Here is a 17,146-nt window from a genome sequence, read left to right as displayed (position 1 = left end):
GTGGACCGCTCCGTCGATGTGCCGGTGTGGCGATGTGCCGCTGTGCGGTGGTGTGCCGGTCGTCAGCCGACGACCGTCCAGGTGTCCTGGCCGGCGAGCAGTGCGGCGAGGTCGCCTTTGCCCTTCTCCTCGACGGCGCGTTCCAGCTGGTCGGACATGTCGGCGTCGTAGACCGGCCGTTCGACGCTGCGCAGCACCCCGATGGGGGTGTGGTGCAGCGTGTCCGGGTCGGCGAGGCGGGACAGGGCGAAGGCGGTGGTGGGCGACGCGGCGTGGGAGTCGTGGACGAGCACCCCTGCCGTCCCTTCCACGGTCACGTCGATCACCTTGAGTTCGCCGGTGGCCAGGTCCCTGACGACGCCCTTGGAGCCCAGACCGTCCTCGGCCGGCGCGCCGAACCGGATCGGCTGCCCGTGCTCCAGCCGGATCAGGGCGTCCTGCGCCGTCTGCTGGTCCTTGAGCGCGTCGAAGGCGCCGTCGTTGAAGATGTTGCAGTTCTGGTAGATCTCCACCAGCGCGGTGCCCGGGTGGGCGGCGGCCTCGCGCAGCACCGACTGCAGGTGCTTGCGGTCGGAGTCGATGGTGCGCGCCACGAAGCTGGCCTCGGCGCCGATGGCGAGCGAGACCGGGTTGAACGGCGCGTCCAGCGAGCCCATCGGGGTCGACTTGGTGATCTTGCCGACCTCGGAGGTGGGCGAGTACTGACCCTTCGTCAGGCCGTAGATCCGGTTGTTGAACAGCAGGATCTTGAGGTTGACGTTGCGGCGCAGTGCGTGGATGAGGTGGTTGCCCCCGATGGACAGCGCGTCCCCGTCGCCGGTGACCACCCAGACGCTCAAGTCCCGCCGGGAGGAGGCGAGTCCGGTGGCGATGGCCGGGGCGCGGCCGTGGATGGAGTGCATCCCGTAGGTGTTCATGTAGTACGGGAAGCGCGACGAGCAGCCGATGCCGGAGACGAAGACGACGTTCTCGCGGGCGAGTCCCAGCTCGGGCATGAAGGACTGGACGGCGGCCAGGACCGCGTAATCACCGCAGCCGGGGCACCAGCGCACCTCCTGGTCCGTCTTGAAGTCCTTCATCGACTGTTTGGTGTCGGACTTGGGGACCAACGACAGGGCCGGAAGCCCCGGCGTGGGGTGGTCGGCGATGGTTGCCTCAGACATCTGCGCCCTCCTCCATGATGGCGTGAGCGAGCTGTTCGGCCTTGAACGGGAGGCCGGTGACCTGGTTGTACGAGCGGGCGTCCACCAGGTACTTCGCCCGCAGCAGGTGGGCGAGCTGGCCGAGGTTCATCTCGGGGACCACCACCTTGTCGTAACGCTTCAGAACCTCTCCGAGATTCCTCGGGAACGGGTTGAGGTGGCGCAGATGGGCCTGCGCGACCTGGCCGCCGCCGGCCCGGATCCGCCGTACCGCGGCGGTGATCGGACCGTACGTCGAGCCCCAGCCGATCACCAGGGTGCGGGCGTGCGGCTGTCCGTCGACGACGCTCGGGTCGTCGACCTCCAGGTCCGGTACGTCGATGCCGTCGATCTTCGCCTGGCGGGTGCGGACCATGAAGTCGTGGTTGGCCGGGTCGTAGGAGATGTTGCCCGTGCCGTCCTGCTTCTCGATACCGCCGATCCGGTGTTCGAGACCGGGGGTGCCGGGTACCGCCCAGGGGCGGGCCAGCGTCTGCGGGTCGCGCTTGTACGGCCAGAACGCCTCGTCGCCGTTGTCCAGCGTGTGGTTCGGGCCGGTGGCGAACTGCACCCGCAGGTCCGGCAGTTCGTCGATGTCGGGGATCCGCCACGGCTCGCTGCCGTTGGCCAGGTAGCCGTCGGAGAGCAGGAACACCGGGGTGCGGTAGGTGAGCGCGATCCGGGCCGCCTCGATGGCGGCGTCGAAGCAGTCGGCCGCGGTGGCCGGGGCCACGATCGGCACCGGCGCCTCGCCGTTGCGCCCGTACATCGCCTGCAGCAGGTCGGCCTGCTCGGTCTTGGTCGGCAGCCCGGTGGACGGGCCGCCGCGCTGGATCGCCACCACCAGCAGCGGCAGTTCCAGCGACACCGCCAGCCCGATGGTCTCCGACTTCAGCGCCACACCGGGCCCCGAGGTGGTGGTGACGGCCAGCGCCCCGCCGAACGCGGCGCCCAGCGCGGCGCCGATGGCCGCGATCTCGTCCTCGGCCTGGAACGTCCGCACACCGAAGTTCTTGTGCTTCGACAGCTCGTGCAGGATGTCGGAGGCCGGGGTGATCGGGTACGAGCCCAGGTACAGCGGCAGGTCGGCCTGCTTGCTCGCGGCGACCAGGCCGTACGACAGCGCCAGGTTCCCCGAGATGTTGCGGTAGGTGCCGGCCGGGAAGGCGGCGGAGGCCGGGGCGATCTCGTAGGAGACCGCGAAGTCCTCGGTGGTCTCCCCGAAGTTCCAGCCGGCCCGGAACGCCGCGACGTTCGCCTCGGCGATGTCGGGCTTCGTCGCGAACTTCTTCCGCAGGAACTTCTCGGTTCCCTCGGTCGGCCGGTGGTACATCCACGACAGCAGGCCCAGCGCGAACATGTTCTTCGCGCGCTCCGCGTCCTTGCGCGCCAGCCCCGAGTCCTTCAGGGCCTCCACGGTCAGGCTCGTCAGCGGCACCGGGTGGATCGCGTACGCCTCCAGCGAGCCGTCCTCCAGCGGGCTGGCCGCGTAACCGACCTTCGCCATCGCCCGCTTGGTGAACTCGTCCGTGTTGACGATGATCTCCGCGCCGCGCGGCAGATCGGCGATGTTCGCCTTCAGCGCGGCCGGGTTCATCGCGACGAGCACGTTGGGCGCGTCGCCGGGCGTGAGGATGTCGTGATCGGCGAAGTGGAGCTGGAAACTGGACACACCCGGCAGGGTTCCCGCGGGTGCCCGGATCTCGGCGGGGAAGTTCGGCAGCGTGGAAAGGTCGTTCCCGAACGACGCCGTTTCCGAGGTGAACCGGTCACCCGTGAGCTGCATTCCGTCACCCGAGTCCCCGGCGAACCGGATGATCACCCGGTCCAGCCGCTGGACCTCCTTGGCCGGTTTGCGCTGTTCACCGAGCAGCGGCTGTCCTACGGCTGGGCTGCTGACCTGGCTGGTCACTGAATCGGACCTCCTTCGAGGCGGCGGCTCACGGACACGGTCATGACCGTTGATCCCACCCACATGGTACGGGGGTAAGGGTCACCTTCCTGGGGTTTGACCGCATCCGGAACGTCGCGCTGAGCTTCCTGTGTGCCGCGTTGTGCCACGGTTCCATCGCCCCCCGAAGCCCTCACTCGTAAGACGCTGTCGCGTGCTGCTTCAGTTCTACGACCGCGCGCATGAGCGGGACTCAATGCCGGTGCGTGCTGCTCCGTACCGGTGTGTGGTGCGCCGCGCCGAATGCGGGGCGCACCATGCCAGCATCTGACACTTTGTCAGATGATCATGAATTGAGATAGGTGAGTACGGCCAGCACCCGGCGGTGATCCCCGCCACTCGGTGCCAGCCCCAGTTTCAGGAAGATATTGCTCACGTGCTTCTCCACCGCGCCGTCGCTCACCACCAGCTGAGCGGCCACCGCGGAGTTGGTCCGGCCCTCGGCCATCAGGCCCAGCACCTCGCGCTCGCGCGGAGTGAGCCCCGCCAGAACGTCCTGCTTCCGGCTCCGGCCCAGCAGCTGCGCCACGACCTCGGGGTCCAGCGCGGTACCGCCCTGGGCCACCCGGACCACGGCGTCCACGAATTCACGGACCTCCGCCACCCGGTCCTTGAGCAGATAGCCGACGCCGCGGCTGCTGCCGGCCAGCAGCTCCGTCGCGTACTGCTCCTCGACGTACTGCGACAGCACCAGCACACCCACCCCGGGATGCTCCCGGCGCAGCTGAACGGCGGCCCGCACACCTTCGTCCGTATGGGTGGGCGGCATCCTGACGTCCGCCACCACCACATCGGGGAGATTGCCCTCGTCCGCCATCTCTCCGATGACCTTGATCAGCGCCACGGCGTCGCCCACTCCCGCGACGACATCGTGACCCCGGTCGGTCAGCAGCCGGGTCAGGCCCTCCCGAAGCAGTACCGAATCCTCGGCGATGACGACCCGCACCCTGTCTCCCACGTGTTCCAGCCCCCCACATTCGATGTGACCACCCCAGCATTCCAGTATCGGGACCCGGGATGGGGAGCCTGCCGCCCCTAATCGCCGGACGGTCCCGGATTTCCGGGTCCGGCCGGCGATGAGGGGCGTGGGGTGGGGGCGGATTCAGCGGGCGGAGGCCGCGGGGAATCCGGGGAGTCCCAGGGGTGGCCCGGCCGCTGCCGGGGGTCCCGGCGGGTGTCACACCCGCCAGGGGAGCTCGGCGGTGATGCGCGTCGGGCCGCCGGGCGGGGAGTCGACGGCCAGCACACCGTCGACGGCGTCGAGCCGCTCCATCAGCCCCGCCAGCCCCGAACCGGCCGCGGTGTCGGCACCGCCGACGCCGTTGTCGGAGACGTACAGCATCATCCGGTCCGCCGACCGCCAGATGTCGACCTGGGCCTTCGAGGCCCCGCTGTGCTTGCTGATGTTCTGCAGCAGCTCGGAGACCGTGAAGTACGCGATGCCCTCGATCGCGGGCACCGGGCGGGCCGGCAGGTCCACGGTCACGCTCACCGGCACCGTGCAGCGCGTGGCGACCGCCGACAGGGCCGGGCCGAGACCGCGGTCGGTGAGGATCGCGGGGTGGATGCCGCGGGCCAGGTCGCGCAGCTCCTGGAGGGCGATCTTCACCTCGCCGTGTGCCTCGCCGACCATGACGGCCGCGGCCTGCGGGTCCTCCAGCAGCTTCTCCTTGGCCAGGCCGAGGTCCATCGCCAGTGCGACGAGCCGGGCTTGCGCGCCGTCGTGCAGATCGCGCTCGATGCGCCGCAGGTCGGCCGCCGCGTGGTCCACGACGACTCCTCGGTCGGACTCCAGCTCGGTGACGCGGGTGGCCAGCTTCGACGGGCCGAGCAGCCCCGACACCATCAGCCGGTCGACGTGCGCCATGCCGCGGAACATCCACGGGGCGGCGATGACGAGGACCAGGCCGACGCTGGAGGTGAGCACCATGTCGCCGGCGGTGTGCAGGTACCAGCCGCCACCGTTGGCGTCGCCGTCCAGCTGCAGCCCCGCCTGGCCGAGGTAGACGGGGAAGATCCACCGCCACAGCGGGTAGGTCAGGAAGCCCCAGCCGTAGAAGAAGAACGAGATCGACACGCAGAAGCTGAAGACCGCCCACGGGAAGTGCAGGAAGCAGTAGAGGGCGTGCCGCCAGGAGACGCCGCTCTTGAGCTGGGCGCCCAGCCACCCCATGAAGCCGCCCTTGGCGGCGCGGACCGGGCCCGGCTCCGGCACGTCGTGACGCAGCAGCGCGCGCGCCCGGGCCCGCTCGATGATGCCGATGCCCCGGCAGCCCGCGAGGCCCGCGGCCAGGACCGGCAGGCCGAGGAAGGTGATGAGGAGGCCCGCACCGACCGAGAGCATCGTCACGACGTAGACGAAGCTGAAGATGCCCATGGGCAGGTTCAGCAGCAGGTATGCCAACTCACGCCAGGTCCTCGCCTCGAACGGCGCGCGAAGCACCGCTGGGACGCGGTGCTCGCGCGGTGCCGGCGAAAAATCGTAGGCCATGGTTCCGTCCGTCCTCTGGTTTCTGCTCCCTTATGACATACAGCCTGGTCGAACGGCGCCTCCCCGCCCATGGTGCGGATCGGCGTGTTCGGGAGGGGGATATCCCTACCCCGCGAGGTGGCCCTGGCGTGCGGACCCGGTCCGGGGCGGTGTCTGCTCGCGGTCGCGCCAGGGGAGTTCGGCGGTGATGGTCGTCGGGCCGCCGACGGGGGAGTCCACGACGAGCAGGCCGTCGACGGAGTCGAGCCGCTCGGTCAGCCCGGCAAGGCCCGTACCGCCGGTGGTGCCGGCGCCGCCGTTCCCGTCGTCCCTGACCTGGATCATCAGCCGCTCCTGCGAACGCCACAGGTCGACACTGGCGGTGCGCGCGCCGCTGTGCTTGCTGATGTTCTGCAGCAGCTCGGACACGGTGAAGTACGCGATGCCCTCGATCGCCGCCGCGGGCCGGGCGTCCAGGTCGACACCGACCTGGACCGGCACCGTGCAGCGCGCGGCGACCGACGACAGCGCGGCGTTCAGACCGCGGTCGGTGAGGATCGCCGGATGGATGCCGCGGGCCAGATCACGCAGCTCCTGGAGGGCGATCTTCACCTCGCCGTGCGCCTCGCCCACCATCTTGGCCGCCGCCTCCGGGTCCTCCAGCAGCTTCTCCTTGGCCAGCCCGAGGTCCATCGCCAGCGCGACGAGCCGGGCTTGCGCCCCGTCGTGCAGATCGCGCTCGATCCGCCGCAGATCGGCCGCCGCATGGTCCACGACCACCCCCCGGTCCGACTCCAGCTCGGCGATCCGCCGCTCCAGCTCGTCCGACGGCTGCAGCAGCCCCCGCACCATCACCCGGTCCACGGTGGTCAGCCCGCGCGCGATGAAGCCGAGCGCGGGCCAGGCGACGAAGAGCGAGGCGAAGGTGACGGTGAAGGTGAGGATGCCCCAGGGCAGCCGGATGGCGAAGTACAGCGCGTGCCGCCAGGCGACCGGGTCCTTGAGCGTCGCCCACAGCCACGGCAGGAAGCCGAAGGTGCTCGGCCGCATCGGCCGGGGATCGTCGATCACCACACCCAGCAGCTCCCGGGCGCGCGCCCGCTCGAGTTTGCCGAGCAGCCGGCAGCCGACGAGCCCGCCCGCGAGCAGGGGCAGTCCGATCACCGTGACCGACAGCCCGATACCGATCGCCAGCATCGTCACGACGAAGACGAAGCCGATGATCACGATCGGCAGGTTCAGCAGCAGATACCCGACTTCCTTCCAGGTCACCGCGCCGTACGCGAGCCGCGGTGGCGGCAGCGGGGCGGGTTCGGCGGAGGTCGGGACAGCAGGACTCGGGCTCATGCTCCCAGCCTGCCGGTAGGGGCGGCCGGAGCGCCATGGGGTTCATAGGGCGGGACAAGGTGGGGTTAACCCCCCTGACGCCTGCACGGCCGCTTCCCGCGCTCAAGTCAGGGCCTAGACTCCCTCCGTATAGATCGTCTAAAGATCCACTGGGATCGCTGGACAACGAGGGAACGAGGGGCGGACGGACGTGGACTACTTCCACGGCTACTCGGTCGTCGGTCTGGTCGCGGTGGTCGGGGTGCTCTTCGTGGCCGTGGCCTTCGGCGCCGGGCGGCTTTTGCGGCCGGTCGTGCCGACACAGGAAAAGATGCTCACGTACGAGTGCGGGGTCGACCCCGTCGGCGAGGGCTGGGCGCACACCCAGATCCGCTACTACGTGTACTCCTTCCTCTACGTCATCTTCGCGGTGGACACGATCTTCCTGTTCCCCTGGGCGACGGTCTTCGCCGCACCCGGATTCGGCGCGACCACGCTGGTGGAGATGTTCGTCTTCATCGGCTTCCTGGCCGTCGGCCTGCTCTACGCCTGGAAGAAGGGCGTCCTCGAATGGACGTGACCCCCGTGACTCCCGCGACGTCCGGTCCCGGTGCCTCCGGTGCTTCCGGTCCGGACGGGAGCGAGGTCCAGTACCTGCCGGAACCGCGCCGGCTGGGCACGCTCGCCCGGCTCGCGCCGGAACCGATGAAGGTGATCCTGAACTGGGGCCGCCGCTACAGCCTGTGGGTCTTCAACTTCGGACTCGCCTGCTGTGCGATCGAGTTCATCGCGGCGTCGATGGCCCGGCACGACTTCATCCGGCTCGGCGTCATCCCGTTCGCCCCCGGCCCCCGGCAGGCCGACCTGATGATCGTCTCCGGCACCGTCACGGACAAGATGGCGCCGGCCGTGCGGCGGCTCTACGAGCAGATGCCCGAGCCGAAGTACGTCATCTCCTTCGGCGCCTGCTCCAACTGCGGCGGCCCGTACTGGGACTCCTACTCCGTCACCAAGGGCGTCGACCAGATCATCCCCGTCGACATCTACGTGCCCGGCTGCCCGCCGCGGCCCGAGGCGCTGCTCCAGGGGATCCTCAAGCTCCAGGAGAAGATCGCCCGCGAGTCCCTCGCCGACCGGTACGCCGACGGCCCGGTGGCCCGCCCGTCCGTGGCGGCCCTGAGCAGCAAGCTGATCGCCGCACCGCCGACGCCGGGGGAGGACCAGCGATGACGACCTCGGAACCGGGTGCGCCGGAGGCAGAGCCGGGCGCCGTGCCGGCGGCAGAGCGGGACGCCGAGGCGGCGTCGGAGCCGGGCACGACTCCTGACGCTGAAACCGGTGCTGAACGGCCGCCGTCGCCGGGTGTCGAGCCGGGCACGGCGCCGAGCGCTGAACCCGGCGCGAGTTCAGACGCTGCTCCGGCCGCCGTCGAGCCGGCCGCGGCCGAACCGCCGGCCGTCGCGCCGGTTCCCGCCGAGCCGGCCGTCGGGTGGCTGCCCGGTGCCGCGGCCGGGATCTTCGGGGCCGAGGCCACGGCCGTGGAGGCGTTCGGTCTGCTGACCGTGGACGTTCCGGTCGGCTCGTGGATCGCCGCGCTGGAGATCGCCAGGGACAAGCTCGGCTGCACCTACTTCGACTGGCTGAGCGCCGTCGACGAGGCCGCCGCGGGCTTCCGGGTCTGCGCGCACCTCGTGTCGCTGCCCGGTGCCGCGGCCGACGGCCGCATGGTGCGGCGGCTGCTCGTCCGCACCACCGTCCCGCACTCGGCGGCCGTGCTGCCGACTGCTATCGACGTCTTCGCGGGCGCCGGCTGGCACGAGCGCGAGACCCACGAGATGTTCGGCATCGACTTCACCGGCCACCCGCACCTGGTGCCGCTGCTGCTCCCCGACGAGTTCGAGGGCCATCCGCTGCGCAAGGACTTCGTCCTCGCGGCCCGCGTCGCCAAGGCATGGCCGGGCGCCAAGGAGCCGGGCGAATCGGAGCACGGCGGGCCCAAGCGCCGGACGATGCTCCCGCCGGGCGTCCCCGACCCGAACGAATGGGGCCCGCTCAAGGGCCAGCTCCCGCCGGCCCCGGCCCGCCCCGCCCGCACCCCGCGGGCGGCGGGCGCGGCCGGTGCCGCGCGCGGTGCGGCTGCTGCCGGTGCGGGTGCCGCCGCCGAGCGGCCGGCCCGACGGCCCCGCCCGGCGAGCGACCAGCCCGACGCCCCGTGGCAGCAGGCCCCGGCGGAGAAACCCGCACCGGTGGCACCGCCGACCGAGAAACCCGCGCCTGTCGGGAAACCGGCTCCGGCTACGGAGACCGCTCCGCCTGCCGAACCCGCACCGCCCGCTGAACCTGCTCAACCCGCCCCGGCCACCCCGCCGGAGACCCCCGACACCGAGGGAGGACCGACCCCGTGAACGACATCCTCGATGTCGCGCTGCGGCTCGTCGCCGTTCTCGTCGTCTTCCTCACGTTCCCGCTCCTCGTCGGCCAGGCCGAGCACAAGGTGATGGCCCATATGCAGGGCCGGCTCGGCCCGATGTACGCGGGCGGCTTCCACGGGTGGGCCCAGTTGGTCGCCGACGGGGTGAAGTTCGCGCAGAAGGAGGACATCGTCCCGGCCGAGGCCGACCGGCGGATCTTCCAGCTGGCGCCGGCCGTCGCGCTGCTCCCCTATCTCCTGGTGCTCATCGCCATTCCGGTCGGCCCGAACGGTTTCGTGGGACAGGCCATCGACGCGGGGCTGTTCTTCGTGCTCGCGGTGATGGGCGTCGGGGTCCTGGGGTCGCTGATGGCCGGCTGGGCGTCGGCCAACAAGTTCTCGCTGCTCGGCGGGTTGCGTACGGCCGCGCAGCTGATGGCCTACGAACTGCCGATGCTGCTGGCGGCGGCCTCCGTCGCGATGGCGGCGGGCACACTCTCGCTCCCCGGGATCGTCGACGCGTACCAGTGGTGGTGGACGCCGTGGCAGATCGTCGGCGCCCTCGTCTTCTTCATCGCGGGCCTGGCCGAACTGCAGCGCCCGCCGTTCGACATGCCGGTCGCCGACTCGGAGATCATCTTCGGTGCGTACACCGAGTACACGGGTCTGCGCTTCGCGCTGTTCCTGCTCGCGGAGTACGCGGGCATCGTCGTGCTGTGCGGGCTGACCACCGTTCTCTTCCTCGGCGGTTGGCACGGCCCGTGGGCCGACAGCGTCGGCTGGGTGTGGACGCTGCTCAAGACCGCGGTGCTCGCCTTCGTCGTCATCTGGCTCCGGGTCACGTATCCGCGGCTGCGTGAGGACCAGCTGCAGAAGCTCGCCTGGACCGTCCTCATTCCGCTCGCCCTGGCGCAGATCGCGCTCACCGGCGTCGTCAAGGTGGTGATCTCGTAGTGGCCCACCCGTCTCCCACCCCCGCCCTTCCAACGACTCCCTCCGGGAGCTCCTCTCGATTTCCCGGCCACGGCTTGGCCAAAGGCCTTGCCGTCACCCTCAAGGCGATGACGCGCCGTTCCGTCACCGCGCAGTACCCCGACGTGCAGCCCGATCTGCCGCCGCGCAGCCGCGGCGTCATCGCGCTGTTCGAGGAGAACTGCACGGTCTGCATGCTGTGCGCGCGCGAGTGCCCCGACTGGTGCATCTACATCGACTCCCACAAGGAGACGACGCCCGCCACCGCGCCCGGCGGGCGGGAGCGCAGCCGCAATGTGCTCGACCGCTTCGCCATCGACTTCTCGCTCTGCATGTACTGCGGGATCTGCATCGAGGTGTGCCCCTTCGACGCGCTGTTCTGGACGCCGGAGTTCGAGTACGCCGAGACCGACATCCTCGAACTGACCCATGAGCGCGACAAGCTCCGCGACTGGATGTGGACGGTGCCGGCCCCGCCCGCGCTCGACCCCGGTGCCGAGGAGCCCAAGGAGATCGCCGCCGCCCGCAAGGCGGCGGACAAGCTCATCGCCGCGCAGCAGGCGGAGCAGGCGGCGCAGGCCCAGTCGGCCGGACAGGCCGGACAGGCCGGACAGGCCGGGCAGACACCACCGGAGAGCGGCGCATGAGCCTCGCAGCCGCCGCCGCGGCCCCTTCCGGATTCCTGTCCCCGACCGGGGTCGAGATCGCCTTCGTCCTCGTCGGTATCGCCACCCTCGGCGCCGCCCTGATCTCCGTCACCACCAAGCAGCTGGTGCACGCCGCGCTGTGGCTGGTGGTCGCGCTCGGCGGGCTCGCCGTCGAGTACCTGCTGCTGACGGCGGAGTTCATCGCCTGGGTGCAGGTGCTGATCTACGTCGGTTCCGTCGTGGTCCTGATCCTGTTCGGGCTGATGCTCACCCGGGCGCCCATCGGCCGCTCCCCGGACGCGGACTCCGACAACCGCTGGGTCGCGGTCACGGTGGCGGCCGCCTCCGCGATCACCCTGGTCTGGGTGGTCGTCGACGCGTTCCGCACCACGTGGATCGAGCTGGACGGTTCGGTCCAGGGCTCCACCAAGGTCACCGGGCAGACCCTCTTCCAGCACTGGGTGCTGCCGTTCGAGGCGCTGTCGGTGCTGCTGCTCGCCGCCCTGGTCGGTGCCATCGTGCTGTCCCGCAAGAACCAGGACCAGGACAAGGAGAGCTGATGCACCTCGCCTATCCCGCCGTGCTCGCGGTCCTCCTCTTCTCCATCGGGCTCTACGGCGTCCTCGGCCGCCGCAACGCGATCCTCGTCCTGATGTCCGTCGAGCTGATGCTGAACGCGGTCAACCTCAACCTCGTCGCGTTCGACGTCTGGCTCCGCGACACCCTGCACGCCGGCCAGGCGCTGACGCTCTTCACCATCACCATCGCCGCCGCCGAGATCGGCATCGGTCTGGCGATCGTGCTGCTCGTCTACCGCAACCGCGGCAGCTCCGACGTCGACAGGCTCACCGACCTCGCCGAGAACGGCCTCGCCGGAACCGGTCCGGCCGGCGCGGGCAGCACGCCGGACGCGGCGGCAGACGAGAAGGCAGAGGCCACCGCGTGACCCTCACGACCCTTGCCGCGCTGGTCCCCATCCTCCCGTTCCTCGGCGCGGCCGCCGGACTGCTGCTGGGCAGGCGGGCCCCCGGATTCGTCCGGCCGCTCGCCGTACTGCCGACCGCGGCGGCCTTCGTGCTGGCCGCGGTCGTCGCCGTGCGGCAGGGCAGCGGCGCGCCCACCGACGCCGCGACCCGGCTCACCCCGACCGGCTCGGTCCCCATCGACCTCGCCCTGCACCTGGACGGCTTCGCCGTCCTGATCGCGGTGCTCGTCGGCCTCGTGGCGACCTGCGTCCAGCTCTACTCGACGGCGTACCTGCGCGACGATCCCCGTTACCCCTCCTACGCCGCCCTGGTCTCCCTCTTCACCGCCGCCATGTTCCTGGTCGTCTACTCCGGCGACCTGATGGTGCTGCTGGTCGGCTGGGAGATCATGGGCATCTGCTCGTACTTCCTGGTCGGCCACTACTGGGAGACCGAGGTCGCCCGCGCGGCGTCCATGAAGGCGTTCCTCGTCACCAAGCTCGGCGACGTCCCCTTCATCATCGGCGTCTTCGCGCTCGCCACCGACGCGGGCACCTTCCGCATCAACGGGATCCTCACCGCCGCCACCCACGGCCAGCTCCAGCACCCGACGATCGTCGCGCTGCTGCTGCTCGCCGGAGTCGCGGGCAAGTCCGCCCAATTCCCGCTGCACACCTGGCTGCCCGACGCGATGGCCGGCCCGACGCCGGTCTCCGCGCTGATCCACGCCGCGACCATGGTCGCGGCCGGCATCTACCTCGTCGCCCGGCTGCTGCCCGTCTTCACCGCCAGCGCGGCCGCGCTCGTGGTCCTCGCCGTGATGGCCGCCGTCACCATGATCGGCTCGGGTCTCGCGGCCCTCGCCCAGGACGACATCAAACGGGTACTGGCCTATTCGACGATCGGCCAGCTCGGTTACATGGCCGGCGCGCTCGCCGTGGGCGACCGCAGCGCCGCCGTCTTCCACCTCCTGTCCCACGGCGCCTTCAAGGCGCTGCTCTTCCTCGGAGCGGGCGTGGTCATCCACGCGGCCGGCACCAACTCGCTCTCCGCGATGTCCCGTATGGGCGACCTCGGCAAGCGCGCCCCGGACGCCATGTGGACGATGGGCATCGCCCTGGCGGCGCTCGCCGCCCTGCCTCCCTTCTCCGGCTTCTTCTCCAAGGAATCGGTGCTGCGCGCCGCCGAGCACGCCTCCGGCGGCCACACCGACGGCGTGCCGTCGGCGGTCGGCTGGACCGTGCTGGCCGCCGGGCTGATCACCGCCGTGCTCACCGCCGGCTATGCCACCCGGCTCTTCCTGCTCGCCTTCCGGGGCAGCGGGCCGCGCGCCGCCGACCACGGCCGTGAGCCCGCGATCATGAACGCCGTCCTGTGGGTGCTCGCCGTCCCCAGCGTCGCGTTCGGCATGATCGCCCTCGTCCCGTCGGTCTTCGACCTCCCGAAGTGGTTCGACGGCACCGAGCTCACCCCGACCCTCCTCACCTCCGTCCTCGGCATCGGCCTCGCCCTCGTCGGCGTCCTCGTCACCTACGGCGCCTGGACGGCCGGTGCCGCCCGCCGGTCCGCCGCCCCGCTCGGCGCGATCGGCGCCGACTCGGGCGCCGAGCCTGCCGAGGCGGAAGCGACCGCCATCGCCGCGCACACCGCCGTCTACGGCGACATCGCGTCGTCCGACGACCCGGCCGACCCGGGCCGGCTGCTCCTCGGCCGCCTGCACCGCCACGCGGCGAGCGGCTTCCACCTCGACGCCGTCTACACGGCGCTCTTCGTCCGACCGGTGCTCGCCGCCGCGAACCTCGTCCGCTTCCTCGACCGCGAGGTCGTCGAGACCTACGTACGGGGAGCGGGCGCGGCGCCGCGCCTGCTCGGCGCGGCCGTCCGGCGCGCCCAGACCGGAAATGTCCAGACCTATCTCAGCGCGCTGCTGGCCGGTGCCGTCGTACTCGCCGTCCTCGTCGCCGTCGGAGCGTGAGCCGTGAACGACACCGCCCTCCAGTACGTGCTCGCAGGCATCGTGGTCCTGCCCCTGCTCGGTGCCGTCGGAGCCCTGCTCCCCGCGCCGCCCGGCCTCCGGGGACGCAACCCGGACCAGGCCGTGCTCCGCCACGGCGTCACGGTCACCGGCGCCGTACTGATCCTCGCGATCGTCCTCGCGGCCGGCTTCGACCACGACCACCCGGCGACGATGCAGGCCAGCACCGACCTCAAGTGGATCCCCGCCCTCAACATCCACATCCATCTCGGCGTCGACGGCATCTCGCTCCCCCTCCTCGTCCTGACCGCGCTGCTGACCTTCCTCTGCGCGCTCCACAGCTACTTCAAAAGGCCCGCGGGCCCGTCCCCCAAGGCCTTCGTCGCCCTGCTCCTCGTCCTCGAAGCGGGCACCCTCAGCACCTTCGCCGTGCTGGACCTGATGCTCTTCTTCCTGGCCTTCGAGACCGTCCTCATCCCGATGTACTTCCTCATCGCCCGCTGGGGCGGCGCCGGACGCGAGGCCGCCTCGCTGCGCTTCATCCTCTACACCCTCCTCGGCTCCGTGATCATGCTGCTCGGCCTGCTGCTCATCGGGGTGAAAGCGGGCACATTCGACATGGTGGCACTCGCCACTGACAACGGGTCGTCGCTCGGTCACTCCACGCAGTTGCTCGCCGTCCTCGCCATCGGCATCGGCTTCGCGATCAAGGCCCCGATGTGGCCGCTGCACAGCTGGCTCCCGGACGCCCACACCGCCGCGCCCACCGTCGGCTCCGTGCTGCTGGCCGGCGTCATGCTCAAGATGGGCACCTACGGATTCGTCCGTATCGCGCTGCCCGTCGCCCCGGACGGCATGCACACCTTCGCGCCCTACCTGGCCGCGTTCGCCGTCGTCGGCATCGTCTACGGGTCCCTCGCCTGCCTCGCACTGGCCCGCAAGGGAGCCGGCGGCGACCTGAAGCGCCTCATCGCCTACTCCTCCGTCGGCCACATGGGCTTCGTGCTGCTCGGCATCGCGACCCTCACCCCGACCGGTGTGAACGGGGCGCTCTTCGCGAACGTCGCCCACGGCCTCATCACCGGCCTGCTCTTCTTCCTGGTCGGCGCCATCAAGGACCGCTACGGAACGAGCGACCTCGACCGCCTCACCGGGGAGAACGGCGCGGCCCTGTACGGCAGGGCCCCCCGCCTCGGCGGCCTGCTCGCCTTCGCCGCCGTCGCCTCCCTCGGACTGCCGGGGCTGGCCGGCTTCTGGGGCGAGATGCTCGCCATGTTCGGCGCCTTCAAACCCGCCGACGGGCTCAGCCGCCCCACCTACCTGGTGTTCACGGCGGTCGCCGCGTTCGGCACCCTGCTCACCGCCGCGTACCTGCTGGCCGTCGTGCGCCGCGTCTGCATGGGGGACAAGGGCACCGCGGAGTCCGGGCAGCCGGTGCTGTCCGACGTCCACGGCTACGAGTTCGCCGCCTGGACCCCACTCGCCGCCCTCACCGTCCTCGCCGGCCTGTGGCCCGCGGCCCTCCTCGGCCTCACCGACCCGGCCGTGCGCTCGCTCCTCGGAGGCAGCTGATGAGCATCCCCGTCACCGGCTCCCACGCCTCCTCCCACGCGACCGGAACGCTCGCGGCGGACGCCGTCGGCTCCCTCGTGCAGTCCGTGGACTGGATCGCCATCGCCCCGGCGGCGATCCCCGCGGCCGTCGCGCTCGTCGTCCTGGTGGCCGACCTCTTCCTCCCCAAGGAGAAGAAGGCCCTGCTGGGCTGGGTCACCATCGCCGGCCTCGCCCTGGCCGGGCTGGCCCTGGGCCCGCTCCGGGCCGGCCACCGCAAGACGTTCTGCCTCACCACCGACCCCGGCGAATGCTCCTACGCGGCCGACCACTTCACCGTCGTCATCCAGCTCCTCGTCATCGGCGGCGCGCTGCTGACGGCGCTGCTGTCGATGCACGACATGGAGAAGTACCCGGCCGGCGAGTACTGGTTCCTGCTGCTGTCCTCGGCCGCCGGAGCCGCGCTGCTGCCCGCCTCCCGGGACCTGGCGACCCTGGTCGTCGCCCTGGAGGTCACGACGCTGCCCGCCTTCGCGCTCGTCGGCATCAAACGCGGCGACCGGCTCTCGTCCGAGGCCGCGCTCAAGTTCTTCCTCTCCTCCGTGGCGGCGACCGCCGTCACGCTGCTCGGCGTCAGCTTCGTGTACGCCGCCACCGGCACCCTCCACCTGGCGTCGATCGCGGACGGTCTGGGCGACGTACAGCCGCAGCTGGCGACGCTCGCCAAGGTCGGCGCGGTCCTCACCCTCGTGGGCTTCGCCTTCAAGCTCGCCGCCGCGCCCTTCCACTTCTGGGTACCCGACACCTACGTGGGCGCGCCGCTGCCGATCGCCGCGTACCTCTCGGTCGTCGGAAAGGCCGCGGGCTTCTCCGGCCTCATCCTCATCACCGTGATCGCGTTCGAGCCGTACGCCGACGTCTGGGGCCCGGTCGTCGCCGTACTGGCCGCCCTGACGATGACGGTCGGCAACGTCGCCGCGCTGCGCCAGCGCGCCGGGTTCGCGCACAGCGCGGTCCGGCTGCTGGCCTGGTCCTCCATCGGCCAGGCGGGCTATCTGCTGGTGCCGATCGCGGCCGCCGCGTACTCCGACGACCCGCAGCACCAGATCGGCACCACCGTGGCGTACGCCCTGATGTACGCGGCCGTGAACCTCGGTGCCTTCGCGGTGGCCGCCCTCGTCGCCCGAACGGCCCCCGCCAACCGCCTGACCGACTACCGGGGGCTCTACGCGAACCGCCCGCTGACGGCTCTCGCGCTGGCGTTCTTCCTGCTCTGCCTGGCCGGGCTGCCGCCGGGCGTCATCGGACTCTTCGCCAAGGTCGCGGTCTTCTCGTCGATCGTCGGTACGGGACCGGCCTGGCTGGCCGTCGTCATGGCCGTCAACGTGGTCATCGCGCTCGTCTACTACCTGCGCTGGACCGCGCTCCTGTTCGCGAAGCCGGAGGCCGGGCCGGCGGCGGCCACGGGCGCGGCGGACGGCACGGGAACGGTCTCCGGAGCGGTTGCCGGTGCGGTCGCCGTGGCGGTGCCCGCCACCCGGACGCCCGCCCCGCTCACCGCCGCCATCGCCCTCACCGCGGTCGCCGGCATCGTGCTCTCCGGCGTCCCGCAGCTGGTCCTCCGCTACGCCTCGGGGGCGCTGCTCTGACCCCGCCCGGGGCGTGTGCACAAGGGAACTAGCGGCCTTCCGGTGGCGT

The 17,146-nt window shown here is 71.1% G+C and carries 15 protein-coding genes; 10 read left to right on the top strand and 5 right to left on the bottom strand.

The features are described 5' to 3' along the window. Positions 1 to 62: 62 nt before the first annotated feature. The 5 genes from C6N31_RS03240 to C6N31_RS03220 all read right to left on the bottom strand — a co-directional run bounded on the left by C6N31_RS03240 (position 63) and on the right by C6N31_RS03220 (position 6,949). The gene (locus tag C6N31_RS03240) at positions 63 to 1,163 is read right to left on the bottom strand and encodes a 2-oxoacid:ferredoxin oxidoreductase subunit beta (RefSeq protein WP_198357088.1); all 1,101 of its coding nucleotides are present in this window, start codon (positions 1,161 to 1,163) and stop codon (positions 63 to 65) included. Then, entirely contained in the window at positions 1,156 to 3,093 is a 1,938-nt protein-coding gene (locus tag C6N31_RS03235; protein WP_164296594.1) for a 2-oxoacid:acceptor oxidoreductase subunit alpha, read from the bottom strand. The genes C6N31_RS03240 and C6N31_RS03235 overlap by 8 nt, the downstream gene beginning before the upstream one ends. A 325-nt stretch (positions 3,094 to 3,418) precedes the next feature. Beyond that, entirely contained in the window at positions 3,419 to 4,078 is a 660-nt protein-coding gene (locus tag C6N31_RS03230) for a response regulator transcription factor (protein WP_275946681.1), read from the bottom strand. A gap of 231 nt (positions 4,079 to 4,309) precedes the next feature. Next, positions 4,310 to 5,623, bottom strand: coding sequence for a sensor histidine kinase (locus tag C6N31_RS03225; protein ID WP_198357087.1), 1,314 nt, complete (start codon positions 5,621 to 5,623; stop codon positions 4,310 to 4,312). A gap of 105 nt (positions 5,624 to 5,728) precedes the next feature. Then, on the bottom strand, positions 5,729 to 6,949 hold the full coding sequence (locus C6N31_RS03220; protein ID WP_164296599.1) for a sensor histidine kinase: 1,221 nt from the start codon (positions 6,947 to 6,949) through the stop codon (positions 5,729 to 5,731). Between the two features lie 190 nt (positions 6,950 to 7,139). On the opposite strand from C6N31_RS03220, the gene C6N31_RS03215 reads away from it, so the two are divergent. The 10 genes from C6N31_RS03215 to C6N31_RS03170 all read left to right on the top strand — a co-directional run bounded on the left by C6N31_RS03215 (position 7,140) and on the right by C6N31_RS03170 (position 17,097). After that, positions 7,140 to 7,508 carry an NADH-quinone oxidoreductase subunit A gene (locus C6N31_RS03215; RefSeq protein WP_138359465.1) on the top strand — a complete coding sequence of 123 codons (369 nt, stop codon included), beginning with the start codon at positions 7,140 to 7,142 and terminating at the stop codon, positions 7,506 to 7,508. After that, positions 7,499 to 8,158, top strand: a complete 660-nt coding sequence (locus C6N31_RS03210) for an NADH-quinone oxidoreductase subunit B (protein WP_198357086.1) — start codon at positions 7,499 to 7,501, stop codon at positions 8,156 to 8,158. The genes C6N31_RS03215 and C6N31_RS03210 overlap by 10 nt, the downstream gene beginning before the upstream one ends. Beyond that, the gene (locus tag C6N31_RS46865; RefSeq protein WP_232484680.1) at positions 8,155 to 9,333 is read left to right on the top strand and encodes an NADH-quinone oxidoreductase subunit C; all 1,179 of its coding nucleotides are present in this window, start codon (positions 8,155 to 8,157) and stop codon (positions 9,331 to 9,333) included. Before C6N31_RS03210 ends, C6N31_RS46865 begins: the two co-directional genes overlap by 4 nt. Continuing rightward, positions 9,330 to 10,292 carry an NADH-quinone oxidoreductase subunit NuoH gene (gene nuoH / locus C6N31_RS03200; RefSeq protein ID WP_138352859.1) on the top strand — a complete coding sequence of 321 codons (963 nt, stop codon included), beginning with the start codon at positions 9,330 to 9,332 and terminating at the stop codon, positions 10,290 to 10,292. Before C6N31_RS46865 ends, nuoH begins: the two co-directional genes overlap by 4 nt. 107 nt (positions 10,293 to 10,399) lie before the next feature. Beyond that, on the top strand, positions 10,400 to 10,957 hold the full coding sequence (locus C6N31_RS03195; RefSeq protein ID WP_198357085.1) for a 4Fe-4S binding protein: 558 nt from the start codon (positions 10,400 to 10,402) through the stop codon (positions 10,955 to 10,957). Further along, positions 10,954 to 11,517: an NADH-quinone oxidoreductase subunit J family protein gene (locus tag C6N31_RS03190; protein WP_138352861.1), complete on the top strand. Its 564-nt coding sequence runs from the start codon at positions 10,954 to 10,956 to the stop codon at positions 11,515 to 11,517. Before C6N31_RS03195 ends, C6N31_RS03190 begins: the two co-directional genes overlap by 4 nt. Next, a complete protein-coding gene (gene nuoK / locus C6N31_RS03185) occupies positions 11,517 to 11,903 on the top strand; it encodes an NADH-quinone oxidoreductase subunit NuoK (RefSeq protein ID WP_138352862.1) in 387 nt (128 codons plus the stop codon). The genes C6N31_RS03190 and nuoK overlap by 1 nt, the downstream gene beginning before the upstream one ends. Continuing rightward, complete coding sequence (locus C6N31_RS03180) at positions 11,900 to 13,897, top strand: NADH-quinone oxidoreductase subunit 5 family protein (protein WP_138352863.1); 1,998 nt, start codon at positions 11,900 to 11,902, stop codon at positions 13,895 to 13,897. Before nuoK ends, C6N31_RS03180 begins: the two co-directional genes overlap by 4 nt. 3 nt (positions 13,898 to 13,900) lie before the next feature. After that, positions 13,901 to 15,469 (top strand): complex I subunit 4 family protein, encoded by a 1,569-nt coding sequence (locus tag C6N31_RS03175; RefSeq protein WP_138352864.1) that lies wholly within the window; start codon positions 13,901 to 13,903, stop codon positions 15,467 to 15,469. Then, complete coding sequence (locus tag C6N31_RS03170) at positions 15,469 to 17,097, top strand: NADH-quinone oxidoreductase subunit N (protein ID WP_138352865.1); 1,629 nt, start codon at positions 15,469 to 15,471, stop codon at positions 17,095 to 17,097. The genes C6N31_RS03175 and C6N31_RS03170 overlap by 1 nt, the downstream gene beginning before the upstream one ends. The last annotated feature ends 49 nt before the right edge of the window (positions 17,098 to 17,146 follow it).

This window comes from Streptomyces fildesensis (genome assembly GCF_016107395.1).
In the GTDB taxonomy this organism is placed as follows: Bacteria; Actinomycetota; Actinomycetes; order Streptomycetales; family Streptomycetaceae; genus Actinacidiphila; species Actinacidiphila fildesensis.
Note: the sequence above shows the minus strand (reverse complement) of the source record. Positions and strands in the feature narration are given on the sequence as shown.